The 14720-nt window shown below is 73.2% G+C and carries 12 protein-coding genes and 1 pseudogene; 7 read left to right on the forward strand and 6 right to left on the reverse strand.

Annotated elements, in window-relative coordinates; all coding sequences use genetic code 11:
* The first annotated feature begins 28 nt into the window (after positions 1–28).
* The 5 genes from ACPXCS_RS17770 to ACPXCS_RS17790 all read left to right on the forward strand — a co-directional run bounded on the left by ACPXCS_RS17770 (position 29) and on the right by ACPXCS_RS17790 (position 4815).
* Complete coding sequence (locus tag ACPXCS_RS17770; protein WP_425945027.1) at positions 29–1411, forward strand: glycine--tRNA ligase; 1383 nt, start codon at positions 29–31, stop codon at positions 1409–1411.
* A gap of 154 nt (positions 1412–1565) precedes the next feature.
* Positions 1566–2180 (forward strand): LysE family translocator, encoded by a 615-nt coding sequence (locus ACPXCS_RS17775; protein ID WP_425945028.1) that lies wholly within the window; start codon positions 1566–1568, stop codon positions 2178–2180.
* 56 nt (positions 2181–2236) lie between these two features.
* The gene (locus tag ACPXCS_RS17780) at positions 2237–3241 is read left to right on the forward strand and encodes an aldo/keto reductase (protein WP_425945029.1); all 1005 of its coding nucleotides are present in this window, start codon (positions 2237–2239) and stop codon (positions 3239–3241) included.
* Positions 3242–3266: 25 nt separating this feature from the next.
* Positions 3267–3854: a TetR family transcriptional regulator gene (locus ACPXCS_RS17785; protein WP_425945030.1), complete on the forward strand. Its 588-nt coding sequence runs from the start codon at positions 3267–3269 to the stop codon at positions 3852–3854.
* Positions 3855–3948: 94 nt separating this feature from the next.
* On the forward strand, positions 3949–4815 hold the full coding sequence (locus tag ACPXCS_RS17790) for a GNAT family N-acetyltransferase (RefSeq protein ID WP_425945031.1): 867 nt from the start codon (positions 3949–3951) through the stop codon (positions 4813–4815).
* Positions 4816–4836: 21 nt separating this feature from the next.
* Here the strand turns inward: ACPXCS_RS17790 and ACPXCS_RS17795 are convergent, their stop codons facing one another.
* From ACPXCS_RS17795 to ACPXCS_RS17805, 3 genes and pseudogenes are all read right to left on the reverse strand, one after another.
* Complete coding sequence (locus tag ACPXCS_RS17795) at positions 4837–5043, reverse strand: hypothetical protein (protein ID WP_425945032.1); 207 nt, start codon at positions 5041–5043, stop codon at positions 4837–4839.
* A gap of 73 nt (positions 5044–5116) precedes the next feature.
* Positions 5117–5314: pseudogene (locus tag ACPXCS_RS17800) on the reverse strand (hypothetical protein); the annotation flags it as partial.
* A gap of 30 nt (positions 5315–5344) precedes the next feature.
* Positions 5345–6790, reverse strand: a complete 1446-nt coding sequence (locus ACPXCS_RS17805; protein WP_425945033.1) for an MFS transporter — start codon at positions 6788–6790, stop codon at positions 5345–5347.
* Positions 6791–6868: 78 nt separating this feature from the next.
* On the opposite strand from ACPXCS_RS17805, the gene dusB reads away from it, so the two are divergent.
* Positions 6869–8002, forward strand: coding sequence for a tRNA dihydrouridine synthase DusB (dusB, locus tag ACPXCS_RS17810; RefSeq protein ID WP_425945034.1), 1134 nt, complete (start codon positions 6869–6871; stop codon positions 8000–8002).
* Here dusB and ACPXCS_RS17815 read toward each other — a convergent pair whose 3' ends face one another.
* The 3 genes from ACPXCS_RS17815 to ACPXCS_RS17825 form a co-directional block, all read right to left on the reverse strand.
* Positions 8003–9829: a CDP-alcohol phosphatidyltransferase gene (locus tag ACPXCS_RS17815; RefSeq protein WP_425945035.1), complete on the reverse strand. Its 1827-nt coding sequence runs from the start codon at positions 9827–9829 to the stop codon at positions 8003–8005.
* Between the two features lie 153 nt (positions 9830–9982).
* Entirely contained in the window at positions 9983–11920 is a 1938-nt protein-coding gene (locus ACPXCS_RS17820) for a glycogen debranching N-terminal domain-containing protein (protein WP_425945036.1), read from the reverse strand.
* Positions 11917–13329 carry an MGH1-like glycoside hydrolase domain-containing protein gene (locus ACPXCS_RS17825; protein WP_425945037.1) on the reverse strand — a complete coding sequence of 471 codons (1413 nt, stop codon included), beginning with the start codon at positions 13327–13329 and terminating at the stop codon, positions 11917–11919. Before ACPXCS_RS17825 ends, ACPXCS_RS17820 begins: the two co-directional genes overlap by 4 nt.
* A gap of 120 nt (positions 13330–13449) precedes the next feature.
* Between ACPXCS_RS17825 and ACPXCS_RS17830 the strand changes: the two genes are divergently transcribed.
* The gene (locus tag ACPXCS_RS17830) at positions 13450–14676 is read left to right on the forward strand and encodes an ROK family protein (RefSeq protein ID WP_425945038.1); all 1227 of its coding nucleotides are present in this window, start codon (positions 13450–13452) and stop codon (positions 14674–14676) included.
* Positions 14677–14720 lie beyond the last annotated feature (44 nt).

Below are 14720 nucleotides of genomic sequence, written 5' to 3' on the forward strand. Positions count from 1 at the left end.
GTTTCGTCGTCGTAATGAAGAGAGCACCGTGGCCGCCGACAAGATCGACACCATCGTCAGCCTGAGCAAGCGCCGTGGCTTCGTATTCCCCTGTAGTGAGATCTACGGCGGCCAGCGCGCCGCTTGGGACTACGGTCCGCTGGGTGTCGAGCTCAAGGAGAACCTCAAGCGCCAGTGGTGGCGCTACATGGTGACGTCGCGCGAGGACGTCGTGGGTATCGACTCGTCCGTGATCCTGGCCCCCGAGGTCTGGGTCGCCTCCGGTCACGTCGCCACCTTCACGGACCCGCTGACCGAGTGCACCTCCTGCCACAAGCGGTTCCGCGCGGACCACCTGGAGGAGGCCTACGAGGCCAAGCACAAGCGCCTGCCGGAGAACGGCCTGGCCGACGTCAACTGCCCCAACTGCGGCAACAAGGGCCAGTTCACCGAGCCCAAGCAGTTCTCGGGCCTGCTGTCCACCCACCTCGGCCCGACGCAGGACTCCGGTTCCGTCGCCTACCTGCGCCCCGAGACCGCGCAGGGCATCTTCACCAACTTCTCGCAGGTGCAGACCACTTCGCGCCGCAAGCCGCCGTTCGGCATCGCCCAGATGGGCAAGTCCTTCCGCAACGAGATCACGCCCGGCAACTTCATCTTCCGCACCCGCGAGTTCGAGCAGATGGAGATGGAGTTCTTCGTCAAGCCGGGCGAGGACGAGAAGTGGCAGGAGTACTGGATGGAGCAGCGCTGGAACTGGTACACCGGCCTGGGCCTGCGCGAGGAGAACATGCGGTGGTACGAGCACCCGAAGGAGAAGCTCTCCCACTACTCCAAGCGCACCGCCGACATCGAGTACCGCTTCCAGTTCGGCGGCAGCGAGTGGGGTGAGCTGGAGGGCGTGGCCAACCGCACCGACTACGACCTCGGCGCCCACGCCAAGGCCTCCGGCCAGGACCTCACCTACTTCGACCAGGAGGCCGGCGAGCGCTGGACCCCTTACGTCATCGAGCCCGCGGCCGGTGTCGGCCGCGCGATGCTGGCGTTCCTGCTGGACGCCTACGTCGAGGACGAGGCGCCCAACGCCAAGGGCAAGATGGAGAAGCGCACCGTGCTGCGCCTGGACCACCGCCTCGCCCCGGTGAAGGTCGCGGTCCTGCCGCTGTCCCGCAACCCGGAGCTGTCCCCGAAGGCCAAGGGCCTCGCCCAGGCGCTGCGCCAGCACTGGAACATCGAGTTCGACGACGCCGGCGCCATCGGCCGCCGCTACCGCCGTCAGGACGAGATCGGCACGCCGTTCTGCGTGACCGTCGACTTCGACACGCTGGAGGACAACGCGGTCACCGTCCGCGAGCGTGACTCGATGAAGCAGGAGCGCATCTCCCTCGACCAGATCGAGGGTTACCTGGCGGCCCGCCTCGTCGGCTGCTGACGCCCCGACTCCGCACCCGGTGCCGGGTCCTCCTCGCGGAGGGCCCGGCACCGTCGTGTGTGGGCAACCCGGCGGGGCGCCCCGGGGATTGGTCCCGCAGCGGGGGCGCCGATTGGTCCTGTATCCCCGGGCGGGGCGGCGCCAGGCTGGGTCCATGAGCATCGCCTTCCTGCTGACCACCCTGGTGGTCGTCGCCACGCCGGGCACCGGCGTCGTCTACACCCTCGCCGCCGCGCTCTCCCGGGGCCGCCGGGCCGGTGCCGTCGCGGCCGTCGGCTGCACGCTCGGGATCGTGCCGCACCTGCTGGCCACGGTCACCGGCGTCGCGGCCGTGCTGCACGCGAGCGCCACCGCCTTCCAGGTGCTGAAGTACGCCGGGGTCGCCTATCTCCTGTACATGGCGTGGGCGACGATCCGGGACAAGGACGCGCTCGTGGTGGAGGAAGGGGCCGCCGCGCCGGTGCCGGCCCGGACGGTGATCCTGCGGGGCGTACTGATCAACCTCCTCAACCCGAAGCTGACGATCTTCTTCTTCGCGTTCCTGCCCCAGTTCGTGAGCCCGGCGGAGCCGCACGCGCTGCTGCGGATGACGGGCCTGGGCGGGGTGTTCATGCTGGCCACCTTCGCCGTGTTCGCCCTGTACGGGGTGCTGGCCGCGTCGGTGCGCAGCCATGTCGTGGGCCGGCCGCGGGTGCTGGCGTGGCTGCGGCACGGTTTCGCGGGGTCCTTCGTGGCGCTCGGGACCAAGCTGGCGTTCACGGCTCGCTGACAAGTATCGAATGACAGATATTGAAATCTGTCAGCTGTCATGGCAGGGTGGAGGTCATGACGACGCGAACCCGTTCCCTCGGCTCCACCGGCCCCCAGGTCTCCGCCCTCGGTCTCGGCTGCATGGGCATGTCCGCGCTGTACGGCGAAGCGGACCGGGCCGAATCCATCGCGACCCTGCACGCGGCGCTCGAAGCGGGCGTCACCCTGCTCGACACCGGCGACTTCTACGGCATGGGCCACAACGAGATGCTGATCGGCGAGGCGCTGCGCACGGCCCCCGCCGCCCGGCGCGAACAGGCCCTCACCAGCGTGAAGTTCGGGGCCCTGCGCGGCCCGGACGGCGGCTGGTCCGGCTACGACGGCCGGCCCGCCGCCGTGAAGAACTTCGCCGCGTACTCCCTGCAGCGGCTGGGCGTCGACCACATCGACGTTTACCGCATCGCCCGGCTCGACCCGGACGTCCCGATCGAGGAGACGGTCGGCGCGATCGCCGAACTGGTCGAGCAGGGGCACGTGCGCCACATCGGCCTCAGCGAGGTCGGCGCCGAGACCGTCCGCCGGGCCGCCGCCACGGCCCCGATCGCGGACCTCCAGATCGAGTACTCCCTGATCTCCCGCGGCATCGAGGCCGAGATCCTGCCCACCGTGCGTGAGCTGGGCATCGGCGTCACGGCCTACGGCGTGCTCTCCCGGGGGCTGATCTCCGGCCACTTCACCGCCGACCGGCAGCTCGGCGCGGGCGACTTCCGGGCGATGTCGCCGCGCTTCCAGGGCGACAACCTCACGCACAACCTCGGCCTCGTCGAGGCGCTGCGCAAGATCGCCGAGCAGAAGGGCGTCACCGTCGCGCAGATCGCCATCGCCTGGGTGCTCAGCCGCGGCGCGGACATCGTGCCGCTGGTCGGCGCCCGCCGCCGCGACCGGCTCACCGAGGCGCTGGGCGCCCTGGACGTCACGCTGGACGCGGCCGACCTCGCCGCGATCGAACAGGCCGTGCCCGCCGGAGCCGCCGCCGGCGACCGCTACCCGGCGGCCCAGATGGCGCACCTCGAAGCGTGAACCGGGCTGCGGGTACGGTCAGGGCATGGCACCGACCAGCGAGACCCTGACCGCCGAGCGCATCCTGGAGGCGACCGAGGAGGTGCTGCGCCGCCACGGCCCGGCCAAGGCCACCGTGGTCGACGTGGCCCGCGCCCTCGGCGTCAGCCACGGCAGCGTCTACCGGCACTTCCGGACGAAGGCGGCGCTGCGCGAGGCGGTCACCAAGCGCTGGCTGGACCGCACGTCGGGCGAGCTGTCCGGAATCGCGGCCGGCCACGGCGACCCGGAGGCCCGGCTGCGCGAGTGGCTGGCCGCGCTGTTCGCCGCCAAGCGCCGCAAGGCGGGCGCCGATCCGGAGCTGTTCGCCACGTACTCGGTCCTCACCGGCGAGAACGGCACGGCGGTCGGCGAGCACATCGCCGACCTGACCGCCCAGTTGACCCGTATCGTCCGCGACGGCGTCGAGACCGGCGCCTTCGCCTCCGGCGACCCGGAGGCCACGGCCCGCGCGGTCTTCCAGGCCACGGGCCGCTTCCACGACCCCGGTTACGCCCGGGAGTGGGAGGAGCCGGGGGCCGAGGCGGACTTCACGGCGGTCGTCGACGTGCTGATGCGGGGGCTGCGCGCCTGAGGGGGAGCAGCCCCCACCGGGTGCGCCCGGGCCCCGGGGCGCCCAGGATGGTAAGGGAGGGGCGGGCCGTCACGGGGGACGTTCGCGTAAGGGGATGGCGATCGTGGATCTCATACTGCGTCCGGGTCTCCCGCAGGACGCCGCGGAGTGCGGCCGGATCTGCCACGAGGCCTTCGCCGGAGTCGCCGAGGCGCACGCGTTCCCGCCCGACATCCCCAGCCCCGAGGCCGGTGTCGCGCTGATCGAGGGGGCTCTGGCGCACCCGGGGTTCTACAGTGTCGTCGCCGAGCTCGACGGGCGGATCGTCGGCAGCAACTTCCTCGACGAACGCTCGGCCGTCGCCGGGGTCGGACCCGTCACCGTCGACCCGGCCGTGCAGAACGCGGGCGTGGGCCGCCGCCTGATGCGGGACGTGATGGAGCGGGCCGCCGAGCGCGGCGCACCGGGCGTCCGTCTGCTGCAGAGCGGTTACCACAACAGGTCGTTCTCCCTGTACGTCAGCCTCGGCTTCGTCCACCGCGCCACCGTGGCCTGTGTCCAGGGCCCGCCGATCCGGCAGGCGCTGCCCGGGTACCCGGTGCGCGAGGCCGTGGACGCGGATCTGGGCGCCTGCAACGACCTGTGCCGGCAGGTCCACGGCGTCGACCGCGGCGGCGAGGTGGCCGACGCGCTGCACCAGGGCACCGCCCGGGTCGTGGAGCGCGCGGGGCGTGTCACCGGGTACGCCACCGACCTGGCGTTCTTCGCGCACGCCGTGGGCGAGACCACCCCGGACCTCCAGGCGCTGATCGCGGCGGCCCCGCGGTTCGGCGGCCCGGGCGTCCTCGTCCCGGTGAGCGACGCGGTGCTGCTGAGATGGTGTCTGGCCCACGGCCTCAAGGTCGTGCAACTGATGAGCCTGATGACCGTCGGCCTCTACCACCCTCCGGACGGGGCCTACCTGCCCTCGATCCTCTACTAGCACCACTGCCGCCCGGGCCGCTCACGCCGCCGTCGGGTCCACCGTCGCCTGGTGGGCCTCGGCCAGGTGCTCCTCCGCCTTCAGCCAGGGCAGGAACTGGGCGCCTCTGCGCCAGCCGCAGGTGTCGCATCTGATCGTGCGCTGCACGCCCGTACGCCGCACCTGCACCACGTGCTCGCGCCCGTGCAGGTCCCAGCGACTCACCTTGCTCGTGTCCATGTGCGCCATGACGCCTCCCGCGTCCGGGGATCCTGGAAAGATCCGGCCCGCTCGCAGTCAGGAGTCTGCAGCAGGACCGACATCAACAGGGCTTCCCCGGAACACGGTTATCAGGCTGTGAGCGATGTCGGGCGACCGTGCGCGGCAACCGCAGGCTCGGCAGGCCGGTCAGCGCCACCCCGGCGAGCTGCACCAGCGGGGTCACGACCAGGGCGTCCCGCATGCCCGTCGCGGGGACCAGGGACAGGACCAGCGTGCCGAGGCCGGCCACACCGAGCGTGGGTACGGGCGCCCGTGCGGTGCGGGCCGCTCAGCCGCCGGTGACGACCGGTCGGCGGGCCTCCGCCGACCGCAGCCGCTGCGCCGTCCGCTCGGCCGTGCCCCGGGCCCACCGCCCGCTCGTCAGGGCCCCCAGCACCAGCACCGCGAACCCGCACACCGTGAGGATCCACCACCCCGGCCGCGCGGCCGACACGAACGCCTCGCGGTAGGAGGACCCGCCCACACCGGAGGCGAGCACCGCGCCCACCACCGCGACGCCCAGCGTCTGCCCGAGCTGCCGGCTCGTGGAGGCGACCGCGGCCGCCACGCCCGCCTGGGCGCGCGGCATGCCGGAGACCGCCGTGTTGGTGATGGGCGCGTTGACGAAGCCGAAGCCGATGCCGAACAGGACGTAGCCGGCGAAGAGCGTGACGTTCGACGTCTCGGCCTCGAACGCGGCGAACAGGACACCGCTCGCCGTCATCGCGAGGCCCGCGATCAGCAGGGACGCACGGGGCCCCCGGGTGCCGACCAGGCGGCCGGACAGCGGCGCGCACAGGAACGTCGGCACCGCCATCGGCAGCATCCACAGGCCCGCCTCCAGGGCGGTCAGGCCCCGCACGTTCTGCAGGTACAGCGTCGACAGGAACAGGAAGCCGCCGAGCGCCGCGAACGCGCTGATCGCTATGACCGTGGCGCCGCTGAACGGGGCCGAGCGGAAGAAGCGCAGGTCGATCAGGGGCTCCGCGCGGCGCGGCTCGTACCGGAGCAGTGCGGCGAGGGCCGCCAGGGCCAGGATCACCAGCGGGGCCAGGGACGTGAAGGCCGTGCTCGGCGCCTCGATGATCGCGTACGTCAGCGAACCGAACAGCGCGATCACCAGTACCTGTCCGACCGGGTCCGGGCGGCGGGCCCGGGGCGCGCGGGACTCGGGGACGAAGCGCAGGGTGAGCAGCAGCGCCGCCAGGCCCACGGGCAGGTTGATCCAGAAGATCGAGCGCCAGCCGACCGACTCCACCAGCAGGCCTCCGACCAGCGGTCCGGCGGCCATGGAGATGCCGACGACGGCTCCCCAGGCGCCGATCGCCCGGGCCCGCTCGCGCGGGTCCGTGAAGGTGTTGGTGATGATCGACATGGCGACCGGGTTCAGCATCGAGCCGCCCACCGCCTGGACCATCCGGAAGACGACCAGCGCCTGGAGGTTCGGTGCGAGGGAGCACAGCACCGAGCCGGCGGTGAAGACGACCAGGCCCGCCATGAAGACGCGCTTGCGGCCGATCCGGTCGGCGGTGGAGCCCGCGAGCATCAGCAGCGAGGCCAGGACCAGCGTGTAGGCGTCGATGGTCCACTGCAGGCCGGAGGTACTGGCGTGCAGGTCCTGCTGCATGGACGGCAGGGCCACGTTGAGGACCGTGTTGTCCAGGCTCACGATCAGCAGGCTCATGCAGCAGATCGCGAGCACCAGCATGCGGCGGCGGGGGCTGGGCTCGGGCATGGACGTCATCGTACGCCGATTTCGATAGTGTGGCTAACTAATGAATTTTGCCATGTCATTGCACGGCACAATGGAGGCATGTCCACGCCCCTGGAGATCGGCCCGCACACCGTCCAGCCGCCCGTCGTCCTGGCCCCCATGGCCGGGATCACCAACGCGCCCTTCCGCACCCTGTGCCGGGAGTTCAGCGGCGGCAAGGGCCTGTTCGTCAGCGAGATGATCACCACCAGGGCGCTGGTCGAGCGCAACGAGAAGACCATGCAGCTCATCCACTTCGACGCCAGTGAGCGGCCCCGTTCGATCCAGCTCTACGGCGTCGACCCGGTCACCGTCGGCAAGGCCGTCCGCATGATCGCGGAGGAGGACCTCGCCGACCACATCGACCTGAACTTCGGCTGCCCGGTGCCCAAGGTGACCCGCAAGGGCGGCGGCTCGGCGCTGCCGTACAAGCGGAACCTGCTGCGGGCCATCCTGCGCGAGGCCGTCAGCGGCGCCGGCGACCTGCCCGTGACGATGAAGATGCGCAAGGGCATCGACGACGACCACATCACCTACCTCGACGCCGGCCGGATCGCCGTCGAGGAGGGCGTCACCGCCATCGCCCTGCACGGCCGCACCGCCGCCCAGCACTACGGCGGCACCGCCGACTGGGACGCCATCGCCCGGCTCAAGGAACACGTCCCGGAGATCCCGGTGCTCGGCAACGGCGACATCTGGTCCGCCGAGGACGCCCTGCGCATGGTGCGCGAGACCGGCTGCGACGGCGTGGTCGTGGGCCGGGGCTGCCTCGGGCGGCCGTGGCTGTTCGCCGATCTGGTCGCCGCCTTCGAGGGCCGCACCGACGACATCGCCCGCCCCGCCCTGCGCGAGGTCGCCGACGTCATGGTCCGGCACGCCACCCTGCTCGGCGAGTGGATCGGCGACGAGTCCCGGGGCGTGATCGACTTCCGCAAGCACGTCGCCTGGTACCTCAAGGGGTTCGCGGTCGGCTCCGAGATGCGCAGGCGCCTGGCCGTCACCTCCTCGCTGGAGGAACTGCGCTCCGGCCTGGACGAACTGGACCTCGACCAGCCCTGGCCCACCGGCGCCGACGGGCCCCGCGGCCGCACCTCCGGCAACAACCGGGTGGTGCTGCCGGACGGCTGGCTGAAGGACCCCTACGACTGCGCCGGCGTCGGCGAGGACGCCGAACTCGACACCTCCGGCGGCTGATCAGCCCTTCGAGGGGTGCGGCGTCGAGCCGTAGGCCTTCAGGAAGCGGTCGCGGAAGGAGTCCATCCGCCACACCGGCGCGTCGGAGGCGGGCCTGAGGCCCTCCGTCCAGTTCCAGCCGTCGATCTTCTCCAGGACTTCCGGGTCCTTGGCGACCAGGGACACCGGCACGTCCCGGGAGGCGCGGGGGCCGCTGACCCGGGCGATGGGCTGGTGGTCGCCGAGGAAGACCAGGACGGTGTCGTCGGTGCCGTAGCGCTGAAGCCACTGGATCAGGCTGGTGACCGAGTACCGGATCGACTTCCCGTACTCCTCGCGGGACTTCGTGGTGTCGGTGAGGACGTCCGAGGCCTTGTTCCCGGCCTTGTGGATCGCGTCGAAGCCCGAGCCGTCGCCGAGGTCGTCCCAGCCGACCATCCTCGGGATCGGGGCCCAGGGCTGGTGACTGGAGGTCAGGATGACGAACGACATCAGCGGCCTGTCGCGCTTCTTGCCGTGCACCCGCCGCTGGAACGCCTCCAGCGCGTACTGGTCGGGCATGGTCGACCAGCTGAACTTCGGCCCGCGGTACCCCAGGTCGAACGCGTCGTAGACCTGGTCGAGGCCGTACCACTCCTCCTCCGGCCAGCCCTTCTGCACGCCCGGCATCACACCCACCGTGTCCCACGCGCCCGTCTTGCGGAACGCCTTGGTCAACGTCAGGTGGTCCCCCGCGGTGACCGTGCGGTAGCGGCGCTGGTTGTCGATCCACAGGCCGGACATGGTCGTGGAGTGGCCGAGCCAGCTGCTGCCGCCGAACGTCGCCGAGGTCAGCCAGCCGCTGCGGGCGTGGAAACCGGCCTTGGCCAGGGACGCGGTGCTCGCGTCCAGGGTCCGGCCGACGCCGGGAGCCATGGCCGGGTCCTCGACGGCGCTGCGGCCGTAGCTCTCGATGAAGGTGAAGATCACGTCCTTGCCGCGCAGATCGGGCAGGAGCTGATCGGGCGGGGTGCCGCCGAAGCTGTCCGCCTTCGCCTGCTGGGCGAACGCCGCCTCGTCCCGCAGCGAGTCCACCGTCCGCTGGGCGTGCGCCCGCAGCGCGCCGGCGGCCCGCTCGGAGGCGATCGGCCCGCCGAACAGCGTGAGCCCCAGGGCGGAGCAGGTCACCCAGACGGTGCCGGCGGCCAGCGCCCCCCGGGTCGCCCGGGCCCGGTGGCGGGCCAGGGTCTCCGCCAGCCGGACCGTGGCCGCGACCAGGACCGCCGCCAGCAGCAGGACCAGCACGACCGCGCCGACGGCGGCGCCGGTCGCCATCGTTCCGCCCAGCGTGTCCCGGACGTAGGCCTGGGCGTCGGGCAGCAGGTCCCAGTCGAGCGCCGCGTTGAACCCCCGGCCCAGGTACTCGTTGAAGCCCATGTCGAGCAGGTTCACGGCCGTCAGCACGGTCAGGCCGAGCCCGTAGAGCACCGCGGCGGCCAGCCGGGGCCGGCGCGGCAGCGCCAGCACGACGACCGCGCCGACGACCGCCTCCGCCGGGACGCGGGCGAAGCTCTCCGCTTCGAGGGCCGGGAACGTGTTGGGCAGGAGCAGCGCACCGAGGACCAGGACCGCGGCGACCAAGGTCGTCGCGCGGTGGAGGGTTCGGGCGGCCCGGGGGCGGCGGGTGCGCCAGGCCCGCAGGTGCGCGAGCCGGGACCCGGGGGCGGCCGGGCCCGCGTCCGCCGTGCGGACCTCCTCCCCGAGGGGCCGCTCTCCGCGGGGCTCCTCCTCGGAGCGCTCCTCCCCGGAGGGCCTTTCCCCGGAGGGCTCCTCCGGCGGCGGCTGACGGAGGCGTGTGAAGACAGGCACCCGGAGGTCCTTCCCGTACGAAACCCGGCGAGGTGGCGGACCCGCGTGGGGGAACGGGTCCGCCGCCGTTCCGTACGGGGCGTCCACCGGGTGCGTTCAGCCCGCCGGGCCAGCGCTCGGCAAACACCCGGCAAACGGACGGCCAACCGGCCCTCAGGCGCCGCCGACCGCGGTGAGCAGCGCCAACGGGGCCGACGCCGAGCGGGATTCGCGCACACACGCGTGCGGGTACGGCACCGGCTCCGGGTGGGTGTCCCGTCCGTAGCCCGCGAGCACCTCCGGCAGCCGGTGCCCCGTCACGGCCGCCGCGTCGACCAGGCCGTGGGCGACCGCCCGGGCCTCGTCGTGCAGCCCGTAGCGGGCCAGGCCCAGGGCGATCAGCGCGTTGTCGTGCGGCCAGACCGAACCGCGGTGGTAGGACAGCGGGTGGTACGCCGGCTGCCCGGCGGCCAGCGTGCGCACGCCCCAGCCGGAGAAGAAGTCCGGCTCCAGCAGGCGCCGTCCGACCAGTTCGCCGTACTCCTTGTCCAGCAGACCCGACCACAGCAGGTGGCCGGCGTCGGAGGCGAGCGCGTCCACCCGGTGGCCGCGGCCGTCGAGCGCGAGCGCCGGGAAGGAGTGCTCCGGCATCCAGAAGTCCCGCTGGAACCGGTCGCGCAGATCACCGGCCGCCTGCTCCAGCAGGTCCGCGTACGTCCCGTCCTGCCACACCGTGCGCGCGAGCCACGCCGTGCGGCGCAGCGCGTCGTAGGCGTAGCCCTGCGCGCCCGCCGCCGTGACCGGGCCGTGCGGGCGGGCGCCGTCGGCCGAGCAGATGGCGCCGGGGGAGTCCTTCCAGTTCTGGTTGGCGAGGCCGCCCCGGTCGGCGCGGTAGACCAGGTAGCCGCGCGAGGTGAGACCGCCGTGGTCGAGCATCCAGCCGACGGCCGCGCGGGCGTGGGATTCCAGGCGGCGGGCCAGGGCCGTCTCACCGGTGAGCTCCGTGTACGCGCCGAGCAGGACGAGGAAGAGCGGGGTCGCGTCGACCGAGCCGTAGTAGCGGCGGTAGGGGACCTGGCCGAAGTGGGCCAGCTCGCCGTGCCGCACCTCGTGCACGATCTTCCCCGGCTGGGCGACCTCGTCGGTTCCGGTCCGGGTGGCCTGGGTCGCGGCCAGCGCGGGCAGCGTCGCGGCGGCCAGTCCCGGCCGGTAGGGCAGGGCGAACAGCGAGGTGAGCAGGGCGTCCCGGCCCAGCAGGGTGAGGAACCAGGGGGCGCCGGCCGCCGGGACGCGCAGTTCCTCGCCGTCGGGTCCGGTCGCCGGGACCTGGAGCGCGGCCAGGTCGGCCAGGCCCCGCGCGCAGGCCGCGGCCAGCTCCGGCCAGCCGCTCGGGAACGCCACCCCCTCCATGAACGCGCCCTCCCGGGCGATGAGATGCCGCTGGACGGCGTCGGGGGAGCGGGGCACGCGCAGGGCACGCCTGTCGCCGTGCGGGCGGGCGATGACCCGCAGGACCAGCTCGGCCGTGCCGTGCGGATCGAGGTCCACGGTCCACACCAGGCGGCGGGCGCCGGTGCCGGTCTCCTCCACGGCGTCCGGCCGGGGCTCGGCGGTCACGCTCGTCACGGACCGCCACTCGCCGCGCCGGTAGACGAACTCCACGCCGTGGTCCAGCACCTGACGGGAGCGGACGGCACCGGCCTTGGTGTACGTGCGGTGGTCGGAGCGCAGCTCGAACTGGTCGGTGAAGTCGGCGTCGGCCGTCACCGCAAGGCGGACCGTCGTCGGCACCGGGCGGTTGCTGGTGACGCGCAGGGACTCCACGAACGCGGCGTCCGCGACGGCCTGTTCACGGAAGAGCGTGTACGCGGGCGGCTCGTTGCGGCCGCCGCGCGGGACCAGGACGCAGCGCGCGGTGTCCCCGTCGGCGACCGGCGTCAGCGTCTCCGGCACGGCGCCGTCGACGGTGAGCTGCCACCGGCTCAGGTGCCGCGCGTCCCGTACGAACAGGCCGTCCGGTGCGCTGCCGCCCCGGTAGCCGCTGATGTCGCCGCGGTCGCCCACGGCGGCGAACGTCTGGCCGTGCACGAGCAGATGATGCCGGTCCGTCATCCCCGGTCCCCTCCCTTGATCGCCGTGAGGCCGTTCCGGTCCCCTGTGGGACGGTCGTGCAGCAGGTCGAGTGTGAGCGCGGCGGTCCAGCCGAAGCCGGTGGCGCCGCAGGCCTGGCCCGTGTACGGGTCGACGTACTCCGCGAAGCCGGAGGCGCCGGCGGTGTGCAGGATGCCCTTGCGCAGGGCGTCGGCCCGGCCGCGCTCGCCGTGCAGCCGCAGTCCGCGCTCCAGCAGCCAGCTGGTGTTGAACCAGGCCGGGCCGCGCCAGTAGCGGTGCGCGTCGAAGGACTCACCGAGCAGGTCGTAGCTCGGGACGAGGCGGGTCGTGCCGCCGAGGCCGAAGTGCGGCCCGCACACCGTGCGGACCAGGGCGGCCGCGAGGTCGCGCGGCAGGCCGGGCAGCAGCAGCGGGATCAGCCCGGAGACCCCGCGCTCGTAGATCTTCTCCCCGGCGCGCACGTCCCGGCACAGGAACATCCCCGCCGCCGGGTCCCACAGCCGCTCCACGAGCGCCGCCGTCAGCCGCCCGGCGCGCTCCGGCCGGCCGGGACCTGCGGCGCCCAGCTCGCGGGCGATCCGGGCCAGGGCGTACTCGGAGGCGATGAGCAGGGCGTTGAACGCGGGGTCCTCGACGGCGAAGTCGCCCGGGCCGTCGGCGTATCCGCGGTCGCGGTAGTCCGCCGCCAGCCGCACGTAACGCCCGTAGTCCAGGTCGGTGGGCCGGTCCTCGGGCGCGCCGTGCGCGAGGTCGGCGCGGCGGAAGGAGCGGGCCGGGGCCGGGGTGACCCGGGACAGCGGGCGGTCCCAGCAGGGGCTGTTGTCCATACCCTGTTCCCAGGGGTGCACGACGGAGACCAGGCCGCCGCCGCCCAGGTCGCGCCGGTGCAGCAGGTACCGGTGCCAGGCGGCGAGCCGGGGGTAGGCCCGGGTGAGGAAGCCGCGCGCCCGGGACAGGCCCGGGTCGGCGAGGTGCACCAGCCACGCGGCCAGGGCGTGGACCGGTGGCTGCACGATCCCGGAGGTCTGTACGGTGCGCGGGGCGCCGGCCGCGCGCCCGGCGGCCGAGGAGCGCCAGAAGTCGGGGCTCGGGAAGTACGCGTCGAGCGGGACGGAGGGGTTGAAGACGATGTGCGGGATCCGCCCGTCCCCCCACTGGGCCGCGAGCAGCGTCTCCAGTTCCGTCTGGGCCCGTAACGGCGACAGGTGCCGCAGGCCGATCGCGATGAACGCCGAGTCCCACGACCACTGGTGCGGGTACAGGCCGCGCGAGGGCACCGTGGAGGTGCCGGTCCAGCCGTCCTCCAGCACGGCGGCGGCCCGGACGTGCAGGGGCGGCGCGGTGTCTGACGGATCGTATGCAAGGGCGCGTCCCGTGGGACGAAGGGCGCGTTGGGCGGTGCTGTCCACTCGGGGCTCTCCGAAAGACGTCCGGCCGGCCGGCTCGGCTACGGCTACCGTGGGGTTACGTCTATTTAACACGCAAAACCCACTATGTAAGGCAAGGTTGAGAAACACAAGGGGGTGTGCATGAGCGGACGGCCCGGGAGGACCGGAAGAGGAACGGGTCAGGCCAGCGCCGGCGATCTGCTCGAACTGGTGCGCAGTCGTCGCGCCACGACCCGGGGCGCGCTGCAGCAGGCGACCGGACTGTCCCGGGCGACCGTCGGGCAGCGGCTGGACAGGCTCTTCCGCGCGGGCTGGCTGCGCGAGGGCGCCGGGGGCCCGGTGGACTCCCCGCTGGGCGGACGGCCCTCCATCACGCTGGAGTTCGACGACGAGCACGCGGTGGTCCTGGCCGCCGACCTCGACACCCGGCACGCGCGGGCGGCGGTGCTGTCGCTGAGCGGCGAGATCCTCGCCGAGCACTCCGGCACCCTCGTCGTCGAGGACGGACCGGACGAGGTGCTCGGCGAACTGGGCCGCTGGTTCGCCGAGTTGCTGGAGAAGGCCGGGCAGGGGGTCCAGCAGGTGTGCGGGGTGGGGCTCGCGGTGCCCGGGCCGGTCGACAGCGAGACCGGCCGTGTCGTGCAGCCGCCGATCATGCCCGGCTGGGACGGCTACGACCTCCGCGGCCGGCTGGCCCGCGCCCTCACCGAGCACACGGGCGCCGGCCCGGTGCCGGTCCTGGTGGACAACGACGCCAACCTCATGGCCTACGGCGAGCAGCGCACCGGCTATCCGGACTGCTCCGCCTTCGTGCTGGTGAAGGTCTCCACCGGCATCGGCGCCGGGGTCGTGGTCGACGGTGCGGTGTTCCGGGGCGTCGACGGCGGCGCCGGGGACATCGGCCACATCCGGGTGCCGGAGGGCGCCGGTGCGCTGTGCCGCTGCGGCTCCTACGGCTGTCTGGCCGCCGTCGCGAGCGGCGGCGCGGTCGCGCGGCGGCTCGCGGAGACCGGGGTGCCGGCCGCCTCCGGCTCGGACGTGCGGGACCTGCTGGCCTCGGGGCACCCCGAGGCGGTCGGACTCGCCCGGGAGGCCGGGCGCCGCGTCGGGGACGTCCTCGCGACCGTCGTGACCCTGCTCAACCCCGGCGTGCTGATGATCGCCGGAGATCTGGCCGGAACCCCCTTCCTCACGGGCGTGCGCGAACTGCTCTACCAGCGGGCGCTGCCCCGCTCCACCGCCCACCTGGACGTCGTCACCGCGCGGCTGGGCGAGCGGGCCGGGCTGGTGGGAGCCGGTGCGATGGTCGTGGAGCACCTCTACGCGCCCGAGCGGGTCGAGGAGCGGCTGCGCGCGCTCGGCGTGTGACGGGCGGGTTTCGGTCCGAAGACGCGTCCGCATGGTGAAATCCG

Source organism: Streptomyces sp. DT190 (genome assembly GCF_049846985.1).
In the GTDB taxonomy this organism is placed as follows: Bacteria; Actinomycetota; Actinomycetes; order Streptomycetales; family Streptomycetaceae; genus Streptomyces.

What these genes read in the sequence shown, in the direction of transcription:
- ACPXCS_RS17775 (WP_425945028.1), top strand. Translation starts at nt 1,566, where the DNA reads ATGAGCATCGCCTTCCTGCTGACCACCCTGGTGGTCGTCGCCACGCCG.
- ACPXCS_RS17780 (WP_425945029.1), top strand. Translation starts at nt 2,237, where the DNA reads ATGACGACGCGAACCCGTTCCCTCGGCTCCACCGGCCCCCAGGTCTCC.
- ACPXCS_RS17785 (WP_425945030.1), top strand. Translation starts at nt 3,267, where the DNA reads ATGGCACCGACCAGCGAGACCCTGACCGCCGAGCGCATCCTGGAGGCG.
- ACPXCS_RS17790 (WP_425945031.1), top strand. Translation starts at nt 3,949, where the DNA reads ATGGCGATCGTGGATCTCATACTGCGTCCGGGTCTCCCGCAGGACGCC.
- ACPXCS_RS17795 (WP_425945032.1), bottom strand. Translation starts at nt 5,043, where the DNA reads ATGGCGCACATGGACACGAGCAAGGTGAGTCGCTGGGACCTGCACGGG.
- ACPXCS_RS17805 (WP_425945033.1), bottom strand. Translation starts at nt 6,790, where the DNA reads ATGCCCGAGCCCAGCCCCCGCCGCCGCATGCTGGTGCTCGCGATCTGC.
- dusB (WP_425945034.1), top strand. Translation starts at nt 6,869, where the DNA reads ATGTCCACGCCCCTGGAGATCGGCCCGCACACCGTCCAGCCGCCCGTC.
- ACPXCS_RS17820 (WP_425945036.1), bottom strand. Translation starts at nt 11,920, where the DNA reads ATGACGGACCGGCATCATCTGCTCGTGCACGGCCAGACGTTCGCCGCC.
- ACPXCS_RS17830 (WP_425945038.1), top strand. Translation starts at nt 13,450, where the DNA reads ATGAGCGGACGGCCCGGGAGGACCGGAAGAGGAACGGGTCAGGCCAGC.